We start from the raw sequence: 20,299 nt of genomic DNA, 5'->3' as shown, positions 1-20,299 counted from the left end.
CGCAGCCTTGGGCCGCCTCCGGGGGCACCGGCGGCAGGGTCAGCGGCGACGTCGCCTGGACGAGGTGCCGAACACCCCGCGCAGCAGTTCGCGGCCCAGCTGGGTACCCATGGACCGGGCCATGCTCTTCAACCCGCCGCCCAGGGCGCCACCAAGTACACCACCCAGGTCACCCATCATGCCGCCGGATTGCGGCTCCGGCTGCCGGGGCTGGGACGTCCGCGGCGGCCTGCTGCTGGGACGGCCCAGGATTTCCTCCTCGATCCGCCGGGCCTCGGCGTCCACGTCATAAGGCGAGGCAGCAGGCGCCTCGGAGGCGGGCGTGCCGGCAGCAGACCCAGGGGCTGCCGGACCAGTGGGTGCCGCGGCCTTGCCGGTGAGCTTCTCGTACGCCGACACGTTGTCCACAGCAGTTCCGTATTTCCCCAGAAGGGCGGAGCCGGCCACCGTGCTGCGGACCAGGGCCTCATCGCTGGGGCCCATCAGGGACTCCGGTGCGCGCAGCCTGGTAAGGGCAACCGGCGTGGGGGCGCCTTTTTCGTTCATGACGGTGATGACGGCCTCGCCGATCCCCGCCGAGGTCAGCGTCTCTTCCAGGTCGTAATCGCTGAGCGGGAAGGTGGAGACCGTGGCCTTGAGCGCCTTGGCATCCTCCGGGGTGAACGCGCGCAGGGCGTGCTGCACCCGGTTGGCCAGCTGGCCGAGGACATCGGCGGGGACGTCCTTGGGGGTCTGGGTGACGAAGAAGATGCCCACACCCTTGGACCGGATCAGCCGGACGGTGGTGGTGATGGCGTCCAGGAAGGCTTTGGTGGCGCCATTGAAGAGCAGGTGTGCCTCGTCCAGGAAGAACACCAGCTTGGGCTTGTCCAGGTCGCCGGCCTCGGGGAGGTCTTCGAACAGATCGGCGAGCAGCCACATCAGGAAGGTGGAGAACAGCATTGGCTTGGTCTGGAGGGTGGGCAGCTCCAGGCAGGTGACCACTCCGCGGCCGTCAGGGGCGGTGCGCAGCAGTTCGGCGGTATCAAACTCCGGCTCCCCGAAGAACTTTTCCAGCCCCTGCGCCTCCAGGTTCACGATCTTGCGCAGGATTACGCCGGCCGTTGCCTTGGACAGGCCGCCGAGTTCCTCGAGTTTGTCCTTGCCCTCGTCCGAAGTGAGGAACTGGATGACGGCTCGCAGGTCCTTGAGGTCGGTCAGTTCCAGGCCGTTCCTGTCGGCAAAATAGAAGACCAGCTGCAGGCTTGATTCCTGCGTGTCATTCAGTTCCATGATCCGCGAGAGCAGGATGGGCCCGAAGGAGGTGACGGTGGCGCGGACCGGCACACCGTTGCCGTCGCCGCCCAGTGCCAGGAACTCCACCGGGAACGCCTTGCCCTCCCAGGCCTGGCCGATGCTGTCTGTGCGGGCCTTGAGCTTGTCGCTGCCGACGGCGGCAGTCGCCAGCCCGGACAGGTCGCCTTTGATGTCGGCCAGGAACACGGGAACGCCGGCTGTGGACAGCTGCTCGGCCATCATGTGCAGGGTGACGGTCTTGCCCGTACCGGTGGCTCCGGCCACCAGGCCGTGGCGGTTCATCATGGCCAGCGGCAGCCGCACCGGCGCGTCCTTGTGGAGTTCGCCGTCGATGATGGCGGCTCCCAGTTCGATGGTGGCACCTTCCAGCGTGTAGCCCTTCTGGATGGTGGCAAGCTTCTCTGCTGTGGTTTTCGTGGCCATGGCGCCAGCTTAGCGGCGGCGGCCCCGGCCGTCCCGGATCCGGACCGGTCAGCTTGCCGGGAGTTCCTTGGTGAACGCCAGCGGCCCGATGCTCTCCGGATCGGCGTCGACGTCGAACAGCGCCTGGTAACCCGTGGCCAGGTAGAGCTGCTTGGCTTCCGGCTGCCGTGGCCCCGTGGTGAGGTACAGACGGGTGTAGCCCCGGGCGGTGGCGAGCGCTTCGAGCTCGGCCAGCACCAGGCGGGCCAAACCACGACGGCGGTGGCCCGAGTGGGTCCAGATCCGCTTCAGTTCCGCGGTGGTGTGGTCGTACCGGCGGAACGCGCCGCCCGCGATCGACTCGCCGTCCTCCTGGACCACCAGGAGCGCCCCGTTGGGTTCCTCGAATTCCGCGGCCGGGTAGCGGTTCAGTTCGTCCGCGGCGGCGCTGCGCCCGAACAGGTCCCCGTAGCGGGTGTCGTATTCGACGGCGAGCTCATCCAAGAGCGGGCGGACCCGCGGATCGTGCATGGGCAGGCTGAGGACCGCGAGCCTGGCGGGATCGAGGGGTTTGGGGCCAAGGGGTTCTGTGTGGAGAGGGCTGGGACGGAGGTCCGGTTCTGCGGTCACTGGTTCTTCCTTGTCACTGGTCAATTTCTTCCGGCGGCGGCTGGTTCTGAAACTACGGCGATGTCCCGGGCAACGCCGAGGATGGTGCGTGCCAGCGCGTCGTTTTCCCGGAACGGCGCGGCATTGGTGTTGGGCCGGGCGAAGGCGCCGGCGCCCCAACCGGATGTTCCGGGGCCGATGCCGAAGAGGGTAGCCTGCGGCTCTCCGTTGGCGTCCACCACGTGGTGCTGCGCGGAGACCAGCAGCTTGCCGGTGGCGTGGATGCCATCGGAGGTCAGCAGCTGCTGTTCGCTCCCCAACCCGCTCTCATGCAGCGAGGCAAGCGCGGGGTTGAGTGAGCGGGCCGCCGAGGTGGACGGCAACCGCGCCTCGACCAGGGCCGTGGCAGTCACGGAGACATCAGACTGCCGCGAGGTGGCCCGGAAGGTCCCGGTTGCCTCATCCAGGGCGACCTCCAGGCCGGGGCCAAGGAACTGCAGCAGGCCCGCCCGGTGCAGTGCCAGCATCTGGCGGAGGCGGTGCGGCGGTGGACCGGAGTCGACGAAGCTGAAGAAGCCGTGCCACCAGCCATGGATCAATTGCTGGGAGCGGGCGTTCAACCGTTCCGGCGGGACCACGCGTCCCACCTCCATGTATACGTGCAGCAGGGCGAGGAACAAGGCCAGGGTTTCCGGGTGGTCCGGCCTGTCCCGGAGCGCGAGGTCGTGTTCGATGTAGCCGGCCACCGCGTCCTGCACTTCCTGGTGGCCGGCAAAGCGGAGTCCGTCGAAGGGCTGGTCCAGCCGCTCCAGGTCCAGGTGCAGCCCGGCCTCGGGAACCGCAGCGGAAACGAGGTCCGCGCGCTCGCCGCTGTACCAGTCCATCTCCGAATAACGGGCGGCAAACACCTCCCATTCCATGGCTGCCCGTTCAGGGCTGCCGGTGAGGAGCTCCCGGTAGTACCAGTGCCCGGCTTCCTTCGCGATGAGCGGCCAGAGGTGCTCCCGGAAGTCCAGCTCTCCGTGCTGCAGCAGGAGGGCGTCCGCGGCAGCAGCCGTGAAGAACCGCAACGGCCCGGGCACCTGGCCGCGCAGCGTGGTGGAGATCTTGGAGTGGTACGGCACCCCGCGCCGCGACCCGGCCCACAGCCGTGGTTCCCGTCCGGACGGCAGATAGCGCAGCCTGCCGTCGGACGTTTCCTGGAACCTGCCGCCGCGTCCCTCCATAAGGAGGGCCAGCAGGTCCACGAACGCCAGTCCCATGCCCGAGACAATCACGTCCTGCCCCGGGGCAATCGGGGAGTAGTCGACGTCGGTGGTGTAGCTGGGTGCCGCGTGGTAGCCGCCGTGCCGGGCGGCGAAGTCCGCGAACCTGGCGGAAACGGCGTCAGGGCGGGAGTCCGTGTGCCCCAGGGCGCAGACGACAATGTCGGCGTGGAGTGTCCGGCCAGTGGCGAGCTCCACCACGTGCCCGCCGCCATCCGCAGCGGCAATGCCCACCGCTGTGGTCCGGTGCACCGTCACGCTGCGGCCCAGCGACCGGGACGCGCGGCGGAAGAACCACTCGAGGTACTGGCTCTGCAGTTGGCGGGTGGGGAAGGTGCTGCCGGTCAGGGTGCGGAGCTGCTTCCACAGCGGCCGCGGGAAATCCGGAACATCGATGATGGAAGCGTCCAGCACGCCGGCGGCCCACCCGGCCAGGCCTGGTCCTGGCACCGCGGGACCCTCGCAGTCCACCGATTCGTCCGTGAACATGGTGATGTCCGCCACGTGGATCCGCAGCGGGCCCGCGAAGACGTCCGGACGGTTGGCCGCGATCCGTTCCAGGAGTCCGGCGGTGCGCGGTCCGCCGCCGATGAAGACGACGGCCGGGACATTCGCTGGCATGGGTGCTCCTGACGGTGGGGGATGGGATTGAGTGCCCATGCTAGGCAGCCGTGACGACGGGGGTCGAGGCCCTGGTCACGGCCGTTAATCCCGCGTCACGGCAGGTCAAAAGACGCAAGAAATGGACTCATGACGCCGCGCGAAGCCCCGTGAACATATGCAACCTCCCGCCTTGCTGGCCCGTTCCGGCCGGTCCTAGATTTGCAGCCAACCCCGGGGCCGGAGCGGCCCGAAACATCAAACCCACGACGAGAAGCGAGGTGGCGCATGAGTTCAGCAGCAACCAAAGTGGCGCAGTCACAACAACCGCAGCCGGCGGCGGCGGAAGTGCCCCCGGCAAAGGACGCGGCCCGGGTGGCAAAGGACTACTCGTCCTACCCGGTGGTGGCAGCAAAGCATCCGTGGCGCTGGGTGGGGACTGCCGCCGTCGCGCTTGGCGTCCTGGCGGTGGCGTGGTCGCTGGCCACCAACCCGCGCTGGGAGTGGGGCGTGGTGGCGCAATGGTTCACCGCCCAGTCCGTGGTGAACGGCCTCGTGGAGACGCTGAAGCTGACTGCCATCTCCGGCATCCTCGGGTTTGTGCTCGGCTTCATCCTGGCACTGATGCGGCTGTCCGCGTCGCCGCTGCTGGTCTCGGTGTCCTGGACGTTCTCCTGGATCTTCCGATCCACGCCGCTGCTGGTGCAGATGCTCCTTTGGTACAACCTGGGCTACCTGTACGAAAAGATCAGCCTGGGGATCCCGTTCACCGATGTCCGGTTCTTCGAGGTCCAGACCACCACGCTGATCAGCCAGTTTGCGGCAGCAGTGCTGGGGCTGACCCTGAACCAGGCCGCCTACTCGGCGGAGATCATCCGCGGCGGCATCCTGTCCGTGGACCAGGGCCAGCTGGAGGCCGCGGCCGCGCTGGGCATCCCGGCCTGGCGCCGTTCCACCCGGATCGTCCTGCCGCAGGCCATGCGCGCCATTCTGCCCACCGCGTTCAACGAGATCATCGGCCTGGTCAAGGGCACCTCGATCGTCTACGTCCTGGCCTACTCCGAGCTCTTCTACACCGTCCAGGTCATCTACAACCGCACGCAGCAGGTCCTGCCGCTGCTGCTGGTGGCCACGCTCTGGTACATCGCGATCACCTCCGTGCTGAGCGTCTTCCAGTACTACATCGAACGGCACTACTCCAGAGGCGCGGTGCGGAACCTGCCGCTGACGCCCCTGCAGAAGGCCCGCAAATTCTTCGCCACCCACGCGGCAGTCCCCAACCGGAGGAACCTCTGATGACGAACACCCTCACCGCCCCCAGAGCCACCCGCGGCCTGGTGGAGATCACCGGGGTCCGCAAATCCTTCGGTGCCACGGAAGTCCTGAAGGGCGTCAGCCTCACCGTGGAACCCGGGGGAGTGGCCGTGATTGTCGGGCCCTCCGGCTCCGGCAAGTCCACCCTGCTGCGTACCATCAACCACCTGGAGAAAGTGGACGGCGGCCACATCACCATCGACGGACAGCTGGTGGGCTACGAGGTCCGCGGCGACCGGCTGTACGAACTGCGCGAAAAGGAGATCCTGAAGCAGCGCACCGGGATCGGTATGGTGTTCCAGAACTTCAACCTGTTCCCGCACCTCACCGCGCTGGAGAACGTGGCCGAAGCCCCCGTCGTGGCGCAGGGACGCTCCAAGGAGGAAGCCCGCCGCCGCGGCCTGGAACTCCTGGACCGCGTGGGCCTCAAGGACCGCTCCGACGCCTATCCCCGGCAACTCTCCGGCGGCCAGCAGCAGCGTGTCGCGATTGCCCGCGCCCTGGCACTGGACCCCAAGATCCTGCTGTTCGACGAGCCCACCTCCGCCCTGGACCCCGAGCTGGTCAACGAGGTGTTGGATGTGATCCGGGAACTCGCCACGTCCGGCACCACGCTCATCATCGTCACCCATGAGATGGGCTTTGCCCGCGACGTGGCGGACACCGTGGTGTTCATGGACCAGGGCCAGATCGTGGAACAGGGCACACCGCAACAGATTTTCAGCAACCCGCAGGAACCGCGCACCCGGAGCTTCTTCTCCAAAGTGCTCGAACCGGCTTTCAACATCTAAGGAATCCCCATGGCTTTCCCTCCCAGCGGCCCCGGCCGCAGCCGCGCACTCCCGGTGCGTCCCGCCGTCGTACTCCTTGGCACCGCACTCTTTGGTTCCGCCGCGCTGGCCGGCTGCGCAGACCCCGGTGCCTCCGCCGCGGGCAACCCCAGCGGCGGCACGCAGACGACGGCGGCCCGCAACGGCGTGGTCTACAACACCTCACCGGACCAGCAGCGCATCCGGGCTGATAAGGACCCGGCGCTCGCCGCCAAGGTTCCCGCGCTGATCAGCAAGGACGGCAAGCTGACCGTGGCCACCACGGCAGGGTCCATCCCGCTGTCCTTCCACGCCACGGACGATAAGACGCCGATCGGCTCCGAGCTGGACATCGCCCAGCTGGTGGCGGACAAGCTGGGCCTGGAGCTGGATGTCCAGGTGACGTCCTGGGAGAACTGGCCGCTGAAGACCCAGTCCGGCGACTTCGAGGCTGTGTTCTCCAACGTGGGCGTGAACAAGGACCGGGTGAAGCTGTTCGACTTCGCCAGCTACCGGGCCGCCTACATGGGCTTTGAGGCGAAAGAGTCCTCCACCTATGACATCAAGGGCGCGGATGACATCTCCGGCCTGAAGGTCTCCGTAGGCTCGGGCACCAACCAGGAGAAGATCCTGCTGGCCTGGAACAAGGAGCTCGAGGCCAGGGGCAAGGCGCCGGCCACGCTGCAGTACTACTCGTCCGACGCCGACACCATCCTGGCGCTCTCCTCCGGCCGGACGGATCTCAACATCGCGCCGTACCCGTCCACCGTGTACCGGGAAAACACCCGGGACGACCTGAAGGTGGTGGGCAAGGTCAACGCCGGCTGGCCGTCCGAAACCCTGGTGGCCGCCACCACCCTGCGCGGGAACGGGCTGGCGCCGGTGATCTCCGAGGCCCTCAACGAGGTCATCAAGGACGGCTCCTACGGGAAGGTGCTGGAGCGCTGGGGCCTGTCCGAGGAAGCGCTGCCGGAGTCCAGGACCATCACAGCGGAAAACTACGCGGCCACACAGGCAACGGCCACGGCTGCCGCGTCACCGTCAGGAAAGGCATCATGAACGCAGAACACACAAGCCGGCCGGGTTTCCTTGCCATCGAGCTCGACGGCACCGGCTGGGCGGGCGCGGACATCACCCGCGCAGTGCTGGCCGCCGAGTCGGCGGGCTTCCACGCGGCCACGTTTACCGACGCTCCTGCGCCTGGCCGGGCCAACGCGCTCCAGCGGGCGGCCTTCGCGGCGCCGGTGACGCGCAGCATTGCGCTGGTCCCGGAGGTGGACACGGTGTACACCGAGCCGTTCCACATCTCCACCCAGCTGGCCAGCCTGGACTACGTGTCCGGCGGCAGGGCCGGGTGGGTCGTCACCGCGGCCGAATCGCCTGAAGCAGCCGCCGCCGTCGGACGCTCTTCCGTGACGGGTGCGGCACTGGGCCAGGAAGCCGCGGCGTCCATCGAGGTGTCCCGCCGGCTGTGGGACTCCTGGGAGGACGACGCCGTGATCCGCGATGTTGCCACCGGCCGGTACATCGACGTGGATAAGCTGCACTACGTCGATTTTGAGACGCCTGCCGATTTTGCCGGTGCCGGGTACTCGGTGAAGGGGCCCTCCATTATTCCGCGGCCGCTGCAGGGGCAGTTGCCGGTGCTGGTGCCGGCGTCGCTGCTCGGTGAAGTGTCGGCTGACGCCGTGGACGGCGTGCTGGTGTCCGCACCGACGCCCGAGCTGCTGGCTGCCGAGGTCCGTGACGTCCGCGATCGGGTGGGCGTTGGCGTTGCGGTTGTTGCCGAACTCGACGTGGTCCTGGACGCCCGCGGGCAGGCTGCGGCCTCGCGCGTTGCCGTGCTCGACGGCGGCCGCGCGGCTTTTGCCGGTTCTGCAGCCGGTCTCACCGACTTCCTGGCAGAACTTCTGAAGGAGGCCGACGGCGTGCGGCTGCACCCGGCGTCGCTCGTTGTGGACCTGGAAGAACTGGGACGGCTGGTCCTGCCGGAACTCCGCCGCCGCGGGGCGCTCCGGCCTGTGGTGCGGGACGGCACGCTCCGCGACCTGCTGGGCCTGGAGCGCCCGGCCAGCCGCTATGCACCCGCCTCCGCAGCGCCCGCCGGCGTACGACACTAAGGGGAAAACCATGACACAGCACACCCGTGCTAAATCCGAAGCCTTCACGCCGTCCGGCCAGATCCAGTTCGGTGTCTTCTTCCAGGGGGTCAACTCCGGCACCATCTGGAAAGCGGCGGAATCGGGTTCGCAGACGGACTTCGAATCGTTCCGCCGCATCGCCCAGACCGCGGAGCGGGGGCTCTTCGCCGCGTTCTTCCTGGGCGAGGGGCTCCGCCTGCGGGAACATCTGGGCCGCCCGCACGCGCTGGATGTGGCGGGCCGCCCGGACGCGCAGACCATGCTCGCCGCCCTGGCCTCGGTCACCAGGAACATCGGCCTGGTGGCCACCCAGAACACCACGTACAACGACCCCGCGGACCTGGCGCACCGGCTCGCCTCGCTGGACCTGATCTCGGGCGGCCGTGCCGCGTGGAACATCGTGACCACGGACAACGCCTGGACCGGGGCGAACTTCCGCCGCGGCGGCTACCTGGACCACGCGGACCGCTACAGGCACGCGGAGGCCTTCGTGGAGACGGCCAAGCGGATCTGGGATTCCTGGGAGAAGCCGGACGGTCCGGGCCGCCGGGTGCTTCATCAGGGCCGGCACTACACGGTGGACGTGACGCCGAGGCTGCCGCGGAGCGGGCAGTACCGGCCGGTGCTGTTCCAAGCCGGGGATTCGCCGGAGGGGCGGAACTTCGCCGCCCGCCAGGCGGACGTGATCTTCTCGGCGCATCCGAAGTTCGATGACGCCGTGGAGTTCCGCAAGGACCTGGTGCAGCGGTCCGTGGCCGCTGGCCGGGGGGCGAACGCCGTGCAGATCATGCCGGCCAGCGAGTTCATCCTGGCGCCGACAGCTGCGGAGGCGGCGGAGAAGAAGGAGTGGGTGCGGAGCCTGCAGATCGGGCCGCAGCAGGCCATTGCCTACCTGGAGCAGTTCTGGGGCCGCGAACTATCGAACTACGATCCGGACGGCCCGCTGCCGGACATCGATCCGGTGGTGGAGGAGACGTCCGAGACCCGAGGCAGCGGCTTCCACGGCGCCAAGGCCCGGCAGCTGGCGGACCAGTGGCGTGCGGAGGCCAAGGACAAGGGGCTGTCCATCCGGCAATTCGTCACCTCCAAGACCGCGCGGATCGATGCCACGTTCACTGGCTCCTACACGGCCGTGGCGGACCAGCTGACCGAGTACGCCCGGGTGGGCGCGGTGGACGGGTTCAACATCTCGCCCTGGCTCATTCCCACCGGCCTGGATGACATCGTGAACCACCTGGTGCCGGAGCTGCAGGAACGCGGTGTGTATCCCACGGAGTACGGCGGCAGCACGCTCCGCGAACACCTGGGCTTGGAAACACCGGGGCGCACTGCCGATGAGGCTGTTGAGGCGGCCGGGGCGTGATGCGCTGGGCCAGGTTCGCTGGGAGGAACGACGACGGCGGCGGGCCGGGTGCCGTCGTCGACCCTTCCGCGGGGGCTGCTTCGTCGGGAACGGTCATCCTGCACCTGACGGTGTGGGAGCAGTGGATGTAAGGAATGGTGGCCATCCACGGCGGGGTGGAGCGAGGTTGATTGCGCATACGCAAGAACTGGAATGGGGCCAAGCGGCCCACGTGCTTCTTCCCCAGGAGTGGAATGCCTTCACGGTGAGCATCCATCCCTTGCTAAAACGCAATAGTTGCAATTAAATAAAAAGCGTAGTCCGCTGCGGGGACCGCCGGTTGGCCGGCGGCGCTGGATGTTCCGCCGCCGCCGTGCTCATGGTGGCCCCGCAAAGTCCTGCTCGTTCCGTCCGCTGGCGGAATGCGGGCCCGCCGGGGTCCGCGGGAGAGCAACAGCGTGCTGGGGCGCGATCTGATAAGCCACATATTGCGAAGGAGCAATTCTGATGGCACGCAGCGTGACGTCCGCCCCTGCGGTGGGCAATGCACGGTGGAAGCGGCTGATTCCCGTCGCAATCATCGTCTACATCATCTCGTTCATGGACAGGACCAATATCGGGTTCGCCCTCAACGGCCTCCACCAGGACCTGGGCATTGATGCCGCCCAGCAGGGACTGGCGGCCGGCATCTTCTTCATCGGCTACCTGGTGCTGCAGATACCAGGCGGTCACCTTGCCGAACATTGGAGTGCGAAGAAGTTCGTCGGCATCATGGTGCTCATCTGGGGCGTGCTGGCTGTCCTTTCCGGATTCATCCAGGACTTCACCCAACTTCTGGTGGTGCGCTTCTTCCTCGGTGTCGCCGAGGCCGGGATCTGGCCTGCCATCCTTGTCCTGATCAGTCACTGGTTCCCGGCCGCTGAACGCGCCCGGGCCTACGCGTTCTGGATGATGAACATCGCCATCGCCTCCATCATCACCGCGCCCCTCTCGGGCTGGATCCTGTCCTTTTCGGATTGGCGGTGGCTCTTCATCATCGAAGGTATCTTCCCGTTCGTCATCGCCGCACCACTGTGGTGGGCCCTGATCGCCGACCACCCGCGGGAAGCCAAGTGGTGCTCCGTCCAGGAACGGGAGTACATCGAAAACGGACTTGCTGCTGATGCGGCGGCACATCCACAGCAGGAAAAGCTGGGACTGCGCCACGTCATATCCAATTCAGTGGTGTGGCGGCTGACCCTGGTGTACTTCCTCATCCAAATTGGCTTCTACGGCATCAATATCTGGCTCCCCCACGTGATCAAGACGATCACTTCCGGGTCCTCAATGGAGGTTGGCCTCATCACCGCCATCCCGTATGTGCTGGCCATGGTGGGCCTCTGGTACAACGCCAAGGCAGCCGACCGCACGGGCCGCTACTCCACCCACGTGCTCCTCTCGATGGCCGTGGGTGCTGTCACGCTGGTGCTCTCGGTGGCAACCGGGGATAACATTCCGTTCCTTGCGGTCACCCTGATCAGCATCGCGGTCGCCGGCGCCCTGGCCTACGACGGCCCGTTCTGGGCTTCCGCGTCCCGTGCGATGCCGGTGGCTGTGGCCGGCACCGCCATGGGCCTGATCAATGCGGTGGGCAACCTCGGCGGCTTCGTCGGACCCTACGTGGGAGGGTACCTGCAGGACCTGACGCACGGCAGCTTCCTTGCCACGTCCATCTTCCTGGCCTGTTGCCTGCTCGCTGCCGGCCTGGTGATGCTGAGCCTGCGGCGCGGCGGCGACAGGCCGGTGAGAGGCGGCACCCCGCAGGACGGGCACCAGGAAGGGGTTTTGGCGGAAGGAACACGGAAGAGGATGCACTGACAACGCGCCCTGGCGCAGGCTGTCCGGCGGGCAATAAGCCCCTAATCGGTTTCGGGGCTTTGGCAGTAAAAGCAGGTGCCGGCGTCGCAGTCCTCTGCTGACTCCTGCTCCGTTTGGCGCTCACTCATTTCCGGGTCCTTTCCGTGGGATTTTGAAGTAGTACCCCCTTCAAACGTTTGCCCGGGACCCCCGCTGGGGTCCCGGGCAAACGTTGGGGGCGGTGGCCTGCGGTCTGGCTAGTGCACCAGGGCCGGCTCGGCGAGCTGCACCTTCTCCGCTTCGGTGGGCACGAAGCCTGCCTGAAGCTCGGAGCGCAGCGTGGCCATGTCCAGCTCACCCTGCCATTTGGCGATTGCCACGCAGGAGACGATGTTGCAGACCGTGCTGGTCAGGGCGCGGGCCTCGCTCATGAAGCGGTCGATGCCAACGATGAGGGCCACGCCGGCCACGGGAAGGGTGGGCATGACCGTCAGGGTCGCCACCAGGGCCACGAAACCACTTCCGGTGACGCCGGCCGCGCCCTTGGAGGTCAGCAGCATCATGCCGAGCATCAGCAGGATCTGGCCCCAGCTCAGGTGGATGTCGCAGGCCTGGGCAATGAACATGGAGGCGAGCGTGAGATAGATGGCGGTGCCGGTGAGGTTGAAGGAGTAGCCGGTGGGGACCACCAGGCCCACAACGCTGCGGTCGCAGCCGATCCGCTCAAGCTTGGACAGCAGGCGCGGCAGCACCGGCTCGCTGGAGGACGTGGCGAGGACGATCAGGAATTCGTCCTTGAAGTAGCGCAGGATCTGCCACAGGCTGAAGCCGGTCACCTTTGCCAGAATGCCCAGGCCGACCACCACGAAGACGATGCAGGCGGCGTAGAAGGCCAGGATCAGCATGCCGAGGTTTCCGATGGAGTGGGCGCCGTACTTGCCCACGGTGAATGCCATGGCGCCGAAGGCTCCCAGCGGAGCCACCTTCATGATGTAGCCGAACATGATGAAGAGCAGCTTGTTGAAGCTGTTGACAACGTTCAGGGCCAGCTGGCCCGGTGCGCCGAGCTTGCTGAAGGCGAATCCGCAGAGCAGCGCAATCACCAGCACGGGCAGGACTTCACCGTCGGCGAAGGCGCCCACGAACGTGGTGGGGATGATGCTCAGGATGAAGTCCACAGGGTTGCTGCTCGGCAGCTGGGTGGTGTACTTCTGGGCCACCGATGAATCAAGGTGGGTCGGGTCGATGTGCATGCCCGCTCCCGGCTGGAACAGCATCACGGCTCCCAGGCCCAGGGCCAGGGCGAGCGCCGTCAGGGCGTAGAACAGTCCAAGCGAACGGACCAGGGTGGGGCCCACCTTCTTGGTGTCCCGCAGGGAGGTGATGCCGCCGACGATGGTGCAGAACACGATGGGGGCGATCATGAACTTCACAAGTTTCACGAAACCGTCGCCGATGGGCTTGAGCGATGCGCCGAGGTCCGGCCACAGGGCGCCTACAACGACGCCGAGGGCAACTCCGATAAGTACCTGGACATACAGGTGTCCGAGGATGGATTTGATCTTCATTGAACAACTTCCTGCTTAGTGCGGCCCCATTAATGATGGGGCAAAGAGAGGGTGGTTAGGCGGACAGCTCAGCGGCCGCGGCCACATCGATATCTGCGGTAGCGATGTGGCGGGCTGCCCGGTGGAGAGCCACTTCGCTGGCGGTGCCGGCGTCATCGGAGATGATTTCGGCGGTGATGACGCCGGCCGGCGTTCCTATCCGCAGCACGCGGGGGCTACCGGGGCTGGTGGGTGCCTGGCCTGCCGCGCTTGCCACGACGGACGACTGGAGCGAGGCTGCCAGGGAAACCGCCACGGCTGATGTCAGGCCGATGGCCGGGTGGGGCGCGAGCATTGACAGCATCCGCACCCGGACGTCATGGCTGTCGGCGGTGATGGTTGTTCCGTCTGCTGCCGTGTAGTCACCGGCGGGCGCCACAACACCCACTTTCGGAACAGCGTTCTGGGGCGGATCCTCAGGCTTCCGCAGGCCCATGATGAGGCCCGCTGATGCCCGTGCCGCAATGAGGGCGGGCAGCTGGCCGTTGAGGGTGTCCGTCATTGAGGAAAGATCGACGCCGGCCTCGTCGGCTGCGAGCAGTACGGCGGGGGCGCCTGCGTCCACCATCGTGGCGCTGAGCGTGGCGCCGTTCACCTCGAGCTGGTCCACCGCGTTGCCGGTGGGCAGGAGTGCACCCGTGTTCTGGCCCCAGGGGCCATGGAACGAGAGGCTGACGGGAACGCCGGCCGCGCTGCTGCCCGGAACCCTGGCCAGGCCGGACTTGGGAATGTGCCGGCCGGGGGTGGGAACCGTTCCGCTGAGCACTGCGCCGGAGGTGACGTGGCGCATGCGGACCTTCGTCATGCCGTCCTGGGCTTCAACGATGCCTGTCTGAACTGCGAACAGGGCAATGGCGGTGGCGCAGTTGCCGCAGTTGGAGCCGAGTTCAACGGTAGGGTCACCGATCCCCACCTGGGCGAAGAGGTAGTCAAGGTCTGCCTCGGCACCCGGCGTTGCCCAGATGACTGCAGCCTTTGACGTGGTGGACGTTCCGCCGCCGACGCCGTCCAGCTGCCGCGCGTCCGCTGCGCCGAAGGCGGCGGACAGCAGTGCGGGGATTTCCTCGCGGGTGGGGGCGTGGAGGGCCACGTCCCTGGCATCGAAGAGCCAGCACTTGCTGGTGCCGCCCCGGTACCAATGTCCTTTGAGTCCCACTGTATTTCTCCCTCGTAACTTGCAGGTGCTCTACTTCACAGCACCTTGTACTTCTACGATCCGGGATTGTTGCCTTCAGCACAATCGCAAATAAATGGACAACTATCTAGTTTTGCTAAACTCAGTGCATGGCAATCCTCGATCTCCACCGGCTCCATGTGCTTCGCGAGGTGGGCCGTTCCGGCTCCCTGACCTCCGCTGCTGCCGCACTTTCCTTCACCACCTCGGCGGTCTCGCAGCAGATCGCGAAACTCGAGCAGGAGATGGGTGTAGTCCTCATCGAGCGCCATCCCCGCGGCGTGGTCCTGACCGAGGCGGGGCGCGCCCTGCTGCACTACGCCGACGACATCGACAGGACTGTAGAAGCCGCCCGGGCGGAAATGGGGGAGTTCGCGGGCCTTCGGCGGGGCCAGCTCCGGCTGGGAACATTTCCCACCGGCGGGGCCTCCCTGATGCCGGACGTTGTGCTGGCGTTCCGCGCCCGCCACCCTGAGGTGGCAGTGACGGTTGTCAGCGCCCGCAGGGACGGCCTGTTGGAACGGCTGCGGCGGCGCGAGATCGAACTGACGCTGCTGTGGGACTACCCCTGGCAGCAAATCGAGGACCCTGACCTCGCCCTGGTCAGGCTGACGAACGATCCAACAGTGCTGCTGGTGCCGCGGGAGCACCCCATTGCGAAGCTGGGCTCGGTCCGCATCGGCGCATTGAGCGACCAGGAATGGGTGGTGCGCGACGAGCACCCCGTGGCCGACGTCCTCAGCCGGGTATGCCGCGATGCCGGGTTCGAGCCGCGGATCGCCTTCGCGGCCAACGATTACCAGGAGACACAGGGCATGGTGGCGGCAGGCATCGGGATCGCACTGGCACCCAGGCTGGCGCTGACGGCCCTGCGCCCCGACGTCGTGGCGGTCCCGCTCGCCGGGTCCCCGAAGCGGCGCATCCTCCTTGCCCACCTGGCGAACCGCAGGCTCAGCCCCGCCGCGCAGCAGGCGACCAAGGTGTTCCGTTCCATCGCCAAGGGCGCGGCTTCCTGACAAAGGAGGGGCCGGCGTCGTGCACCGTCTTTCCTGGCGCCTACCGGGCCAGCGGGCCGGCAACCAGCGCACGTGCCAGGTCCATGAACTCGGCGTGGGTCACCGGAGCCGGGGACGCCGTCGAAGCTGCCGGACGCGTGTTCCGGGCGATGGCGAAGCTGTCGCTGACGAAGCGCCGGTGCACTATGACGCTGCCGATGGCCGGGAGCACCAGCAGGAACTGGCCGTAGTTCCCCGCTGCCAGGAAGGCTCCCTCCCACAGTGGGTTCTCCTCCCGCGGCAGCCACCAGAGGTAGCCGTAGCCGCAGTTGCCAAAACCGGTACCCGGTGCCATGTCTGCCCGCCTGACGTGGGTGGCCACGCTTTCCCTGATCCACTCCCGGGGTACGAGCTGACCGCCCTCCCATTGCCCTTCAGCAGCCATCAGCAGCCCAATTTTTGCCAGGTCCCGTGCGGAGAGGAAGAGGTGGTAGGCCGGAAAGGCGGACTTTCCGGCGTCGCCGAGCATCAGCTGGCGTGCGGGGTCGTAGTCTTCAAACCCCAGCGGACCGGCCAGGTATTTCCCGAACGCGTCGAAGACGGACAGCCCGCTGATCTTCGCGAAGATGGCGCCTGCGGCGTTGAAATCCCAGTTGTTGTAGAGGAAATACTGCCCCGGCGCCTTGGTGCCCCGCGCGGGAAACGCATGCTCGTCGCTGCCCGTCCCGGAGGACCAGCAGGGACGAGGTATTCCGGGGCAACGCAAGTGCACGGGCGGTCACGGGGCTCCTGTTGAGTGGATGAAAAAACCGTGCCTGGGAACCCGGCGGAGGCCGGGCCCCCAGGCACGGGATGACGGGCTTACTTGGTGTAGCCGAAGACCTGGTTCCACTTGGCCAGGTCGTCCTTGCCGTACGTGGTGGCGTCGCTGTTCTGCATCCGGTAAACCTTGCCGGAATCGACGGCGGGGAGGGTCACGCCCATGATGGTGGGCGGTGCCACGTCGGTGCGGACCGGGTATTCACCGATCTGCGAGAAGACCTGCTGGCCCTGCTTGGAAAGGTTGTAGTTCATGAAGACCTTCGCGGCTTCCACGTTCACGGCCGTGCCCGTCATGCCCAGGTAGTAGTCGTAGGAGACCAGTCCTTCCTCCGGGACGATGAACTTGACGGGCGCCTTGTCCTGCACGGCCGAGATGTTGGTACCGCTGATGGTCACCGTGCCCACGGCCACCTCACCGCGGGCCAGGGCGGTGGCCTCAGCGCCCAGGGAGTCGTAAATCTTGGGCTTCTGCGCGGCGTACTTGGCGAAGTAGTCGCCGCCCATCTTGGTTTCCATGAACCTGTTCAGGGCGGCGGTGCTGCCGCCCGAGCCGCCCTGCACGATGCCGATCTTGCCCTGCCACTTGCCGCCCACCGCGTCTGCCCACGACTTGGGGGCATCGGCTTCCTTCACCAACTGGGTGTTGTAGCCCAGGGTGTACACCGAGTTGAACATGCGGGTGAACTGGCCACCGTCCACGGAAACGTCCTTGAGGGCCGAGGCGCCGGGGACGTCGTAGGCCTTCCAGACTTTGGCGTCCTCCATGGACTTGGCGATCCGGTAGTCGGAGGTGCGGATCACGTCGGCGCTGAGCTTGCCCGCGCCCTGCTCGGAGAGCACGCGTTCGGAGAGCTTGTTGGGGGTGAGGCGGACGACGTTGACCTTGATGCCGGTGTCCTTGGTGAAGGCGTCCACCAGGGCGCTCTCAGAGGAATCGGTGTATCCGGAGTAGAGGGACAGCGTCTGGGTCTTGGCCTTTTCGTAGGTGGCCTTGTCAGCGATGGATTCGCCGTTGATGACCAGCCCGTCATCAGTCTTCACGGCGGCACTGGCCGTGACGACGCCGGCACTCTGGGCAGCGCTTCCACAGCCAGTCAGGCTGAGGGCCAGGAGCACTCCGGCGGCGGTGAGGGCGGGGAGCTTGGACGCTAACTTCATTGTGGGTGTCCCTTTCAAAGGTGGGTGTGAGGTTCAGTGCTTGGTCTTGCGTTCGCCGCCGACTTTTTGGGCGATGACGGCGAGGATTCCGATGACGAGGCAGTACAGGACGCTGACGGCCGCAGCTGCCTGGCTTTGGCCGTTGTCAAAGTTGTCGAACACGAGGATGGACAGGATCCGGGTGTTGGAGGTGAAGAGGAAGATGGAGGCGCTGAGCTCACGCATGGAGAGCATGAGGAACAGCAGGAACGAGGACATGATGCCCACGCGCATCAGGGGCAGCGTGACGTCCAGGACGGACCTTGTCCTCCCGGCGCCCAGCATGACGGCACTGTCCTCGAGGTCCTGGTCCATCTGGAGCATGGACGCGGATACACCGCGGTAGCCCTGGGGCATGAACACCGCAACACAGGCGACGGCGAGGATGGCCAGCGTCCCGTAGATGGGCAGCGGCAGCAGCAGCCAGGTCCAGAGCAGCCCGATGCCCATGACGATCGCAGGGACGGCAAGGGGGGTCATCGCGACCAGTTCGATCAGGCGGCCCACCTTGGACTTGGTGCGGTAGCGGATGTAGGAGGCGATGAAGCTGAGGGTGGTGCCGGCGAATGCCGCGATCAGGGCCACCAGCACGCTGTTCTTGAGCGCGAGCTGGAAATCGTTGGATCCGAGGACTTCGATCAGCTTGGCAAAGCTGAGCGAATTCGCCTCGAGCAGCTGCGACATGGAGGACACGAACGGGGTGGCCTGCATGGAAGCGGCGAGCAGGGCGAGCATGGGCAGGACCACCGAGACTGCGAAGTAGGCCAGCGCGATGATGGTGAAGGGCCATCGCATCCTGCGCAGCGGTACCTGGCGGGGACGGTTGCCCTTGCCGGTCATGGTGGTGAATTTGCGCTTGTTGATGATGCGCTGCTGGATGAGGGTCACGGCCATCAGCGCAACGGTCAGGATGACGGCGACGCTGGCGGCCTGGTTGCTCCTGGCCGGTGTCGCGCTCATGAGGCGGTAAATGTAGGTGGGCAGCGTGTCCACCCCGGCGGGGTTGCCGATGACCTGGGCCACGGGGAAGTTTTCCATCGTCAGTGCGAAGACCAGGACGGCGGAGCCCAGGATGGCCGGCAGGGCCAGGGGCAGGGTGACGGTCCGCAGCATGGTGCGGAGCGGGGCACCGTGGACCGTTGCAGCCTCTTCGAGGTCTGCGTTCATCATCGACAGTGAGCTGTGCAGCAGTAGGAAGGCGTACGGGGCGTAGAAGATGCCCAGGACGAAGACCAGGCCCGGAAGGCTGTAGATGTTGATGGCTGCATCAATGCCCAGGTCGCGGAGGAAGATGTTGATGTAGCCGGCGCTGGGCGAGCACAGCAGGGACCAGGCCAGGGCGCCCACCAGTGCGGGGATGAACATCGGTGCCATGCCGATGAAGAAGATGAACTTCCGCCAGGGCGCGTCGGAGCGTGCGCAGACGAAGGCAAGGAACGCCCCGATGAGCAGGGCGATGACGGCCGAGCCGGCTCCCACCATGAGGGAGTCGACCAACGCCCCGAGTGCTTCCGGGGTGGCCAGCAGAGCCAGGTTGGACAACGTGAGTCCGCCCAGGGAAATGCTGCCCGGCCGGGGAACGCTGTCCGAGAAGGCGGCCAGCAGGACCAGGGCGAGCGGGAGGACGATCAGGATGCCGAGGACGGCCAGGACGATCAGGCCCGGCGTGTTCTTCCGTAGGCCCGCGATGGTCCGGGCAGAGCGGTAGTCCCGGGGCGCGGGCTTTGGTGCGGGGCGGGCCTCGGCCCGGCTGGTCGCTACGGTCTTGAGGCTCATGCGAGGACCTCGGCGGGCAGGATCTGGACTTCGCGGGGGTTGACGGTCACCCAGACCCGGTCGCCCACCTTGTGCTGCTCTCCGCGCCTCAGCCCGCCCAGGGCGTCAAGCTCGGGCCCGGATTCCAACTGGATCGCGTACCGGATGTCGTTCCCCTGGAATCCCGCCACCCGTACAGTTCCCGGCCACGAGTTGGGGTGTTCCGTGGGCGCGGCCGTGATCTGCAGGTCCTCGGCGCGGATACAGACCTTGGGGGAGGTGCCGGCATCCTTGATTTCCTGTGCCGCCTGAACCGTGAGCCCGCTGTTGGCGATGCGGGCGGTGGTGGACCCGGATGCGGTGCCCTCGGTGGTGCAGTCCATGATGTTGGAGACGCCCAGGAAGTGCGCGATCGAGGCGCTCGCGGGCGCTTCGTACATGTGCTGGGGCGCACCCATCTGCACAATGCGGCCGCCCTGGAGCAGCGCGATGCGGTCTGCCAGCGCGAAGGCTTCGTGCTGGTCGTGGGTGACGTACACGCAGGTGAGTCCGAGCTGGAGCTGGATTTCACGCAGCTCCACCCGGAGTCGGTCCCGCAGGCGGGCGTCAAGGTTGGAAAGGGGTTCGTCGAGCATGAGCACGCTGGGCCGCATCACCAGGCTGCGCGCCAGGGCGACGCGCTGCATCTGGCCGCCGCTGAGCAGGCTGGCGCCGCGGTCCGCATAGGGCTCCAGGCCCACCAGTGTGAGGGCTTCCATGACGCGCTCATCGATCTCGCTCTTGGGAAGCTTCTTCTGCTTGAGCGAGTAGGCCACGTTCTGGGCCACGGTCATGTGGGGCCACACGGCGTAGGACTGGAAGACCATGCCCACGTTGCGCTTGTTCGGGGGCAGGTTGATGCCCTTTTCGGAGTCGAAGACCACGACGTCGTCGATGATGATCCGCCCTGAGGTGGGTTCCTCCAGGCCGGCGATGCAGCGCATGGTGCTGGTTTTGCCGCATCCCGATTGGCCCAGGAGGACGAGGGCTTCGCCGTCCTCGATGTCGAGGTTGAGGTTTTCAATGGCAGTGAAGCTTCCGTACTTCAGCTGCAGGTTTTGAATGCTGATCTTCATGGCTGATTCCTTGGGCTGGG

Annotated in this window: 16 protein-coding genes; 7 read left to right on the top strand and 9 right to left on the bottom strand. The window is 66.6% G+C overall.

Translation table 11 applies throughout. The features are described from left to right. Positions 1 to 39 precede the first annotated feature (39 nt). The 3 genes from AB0313_RS15590 to AB0313_RS15580 all read right to left on the bottom strand — a co-directional run bounded on the left by AB0313_RS15590 (position 40) and on the right by AB0313_RS15580 (position 4,193). The gene (locus AB0313_RS15590) at positions 40 to 1,719 is read right to left on the bottom strand and encodes a helicase HerA-like domain-containing protein (RefSeq protein WP_366306626.1); all 1,680 of its coding nucleotides are present in this window, start codon (positions 1,717 to 1,719) and stop codon (positions 40 to 42) included. 48 nt (positions 1,720 to 1,767) lie between these two features. Next, on the bottom strand, positions 1,768 to 2,229 hold the full coding sequence (locus tag AB0313_RS15585; protein ID WP_366306637.1) for a GNAT family N-acetyltransferase: 462 nt from the start codon (positions 2,227 to 2,229) through the stop codon (positions 1,768 to 1,770). A gap of 119 nt (positions 2,230 to 2,348) precedes the next feature. Continuing rightward, positions 2,349 to 4,193 carry an FAD/NAD(P)-binding protein gene (locus AB0313_RS15580; RefSeq protein ID WP_366306624.1) on the bottom strand — a complete coding sequence of 615 codons (1,845 nt, stop codon included), beginning with the start codon at positions 4,191 to 4,193 and terminating at the stop codon, positions 2,349 to 2,351. Between the two features lie 267 nt (positions 4,194 to 4,460). Between AB0313_RS15580 and AB0313_RS15575 the strand changes: the two genes are divergently transcribed. The 6 genes from AB0313_RS15575 (at position 4,461) to AB0313_RS15550 (ending at position 11,635) form a co-directional block, all read left to right on the top strand. Continuing rightward, a complete protein-coding gene (locus AB0313_RS15575; protein WP_366306622.1) occupies positions 4,461 to 5,468 on the top strand; it encodes an amino acid ABC transporter permease in 1,008 nt (335 codons plus the stop codon). Beyond that, a complete protein-coding gene (locus AB0313_RS15570) occupies positions 5,468 to 6,277 on the top strand; it encodes an amino acid ABC transporter ATP-binding protein (RefSeq protein WP_366306620.1) in 810 nt (269 codons plus the stop codon). Before AB0313_RS15575 ends, AB0313_RS15570 begins: the two co-directional genes overlap by 1 nt. A gap of 9 nt (positions 6,278 to 6,286) precedes the next feature. Continuing rightward, positions 6,287 to 7,354 (top strand): transporter substrate-binding domain-containing protein, encoded by a 1,068-nt coding sequence (locus AB0313_RS15565; protein WP_366306618.1) that lies wholly within the window; start codon positions 6,287 to 6,289, stop codon positions 7,352 to 7,354. Further along, positions 7,351 to 8,415 carry an LLM class flavin-dependent oxidoreductase gene (locus AB0313_RS15560; RefSeq protein WP_366306616.1) on the top strand — a complete coding sequence of 355 codons (1,065 nt, stop codon included), beginning with the start codon at positions 7,351 to 7,353 and terminating at the stop codon, positions 8,413 to 8,415. The genes AB0313_RS15565 and AB0313_RS15560 overlap by 4 nt, the downstream gene beginning before the upstream one ends. Before the next feature lie 10 nt (positions 8,416 to 8,425). After that, on the top strand, positions 8,426 to 9,799 hold the full coding sequence (locus AB0313_RS15555) for an NtaA/DmoA family FMN-dependent monooxygenase (RefSeq protein ID WP_366306614.1): 1,374 nt from the start codon (positions 8,426 to 8,428) through the stop codon (positions 9,797 to 9,799). A 486-nt stretch (positions 9,800 to 10,285) separates the two neighbouring features. Then, a complete protein-coding gene (locus AB0313_RS15550; RefSeq protein WP_307311306.1) occupies positions 10,286 to 11,635 on the top strand; it encodes an MFS transporter in 1,350 nt (449 codons plus the stop codon). Between the two features lie 236 nt (positions 11,636 to 11,871). On the opposite strand, the gene dctA is transcribed toward AB0313_RS15550, so the two are convergent. Together dctA and AB0313_RS15540 are read right to left on the bottom strand one after the other, a co-directional pair. After that, complete coding sequence (gene dctA, locus AB0313_RS15545; protein WP_141945165.1) at positions 11,872 to 13,182, bottom strand: C4-dicarboxylate transporter DctA; 1,311 nt, start codon at positions 13,180 to 13,182, stop codon at positions 11,872 to 11,874. A gap of 55 nt (positions 13,183 to 13,237) precedes the next feature. Next, the gene (locus AB0313_RS15540) at positions 13,238 to 14,377 is read right to left on the bottom strand and encodes a PrpF domain-containing protein (protein WP_141945168.1); all 1,140 of its coding nucleotides are present in this window, start codon (positions 14,375 to 14,377) and stop codon (positions 13,238 to 13,240) included. Between the two features lie 128 nt (positions 14,378 to 14,505). Here AB0313_RS15540 and AB0313_RS15535 point away from each other — a divergent pair, with 128 nt between their 5' ends. Beyond that, a complete protein-coding gene (locus AB0313_RS15535) occupies positions 14,506 to 15,411 on the top strand; it encodes a LysR family transcriptional regulator (protein ID WP_366306611.1) in 906 nt (301 codons plus the stop codon). A gap of 40 nt (positions 15,412 to 15,451) precedes the next feature. Here the strand turns inward: AB0313_RS15535 and AB0313_RS15530 are convergent, their stop codons facing one another. The 4 genes from AB0313_RS15530 to AB0313_RS15515 all read right to left on the bottom strand — a co-directional run bounded on the left by AB0313_RS15530 (position 15,452) and on the right by AB0313_RS15515 (position 20,279). Continuing rightward, positions 15,452 to 16,162 carry a serine hydrolase gene (locus AB0313_RS15530; RefSeq protein WP_366306609.1) on the bottom strand — a complete coding sequence of 237 codons (711 nt, stop codon included), beginning with the start codon at positions 16,160 to 16,162 and terminating at the stop codon, positions 15,452 to 15,454. Positions 16,163 to 16,251: 89 nt separating this feature from the next. Further along, positions 16,252 to 17,370, bottom strand: a complete 1,119-nt coding sequence (locus AB0313_RS15525; protein WP_141945173.1) for an extracellular solute-binding protein — start codon at positions 17,368 to 17,370, stop codon at positions 16,252 to 16,254. 33 nt (positions 17,371 to 17,403) lie between these two features. Continuing rightward, positions 17,404 to 19,185: an iron ABC transporter permease gene (locus AB0313_RS15520; protein ID WP_366306607.1), complete on the bottom strand. Its 1,782-nt coding sequence runs from the start codon at positions 19,183 to 19,185 to the stop codon at positions 17,404 to 17,406. Then, a complete protein-coding gene (locus tag AB0313_RS15515) occupies positions 19,182 to 20,279 on the bottom strand; it encodes an ABC transporter ATP-binding protein (RefSeq protein WP_141945177.1) in 1,098 nt (365 codons plus the stop codon). Before AB0313_RS15515 ends, AB0313_RS15520 begins: the two co-directional genes overlap by 4 nt. Positions 20,280 to 20,299: the final 20 nt, after the last annotated feature.

Source organism: Pseudarthrobacter sp. NPDC080039, from assembly GCF_040702335.1.
GTDB lineage: Bacteria > Actinomycetota > Actinomycetes > Actinomycetales > Micrococcaceae > Arthrobacter > Arthrobacter enclensis_A.
This window is presented reverse-complemented; position numbering and strand designations above follow the sequence as displayed.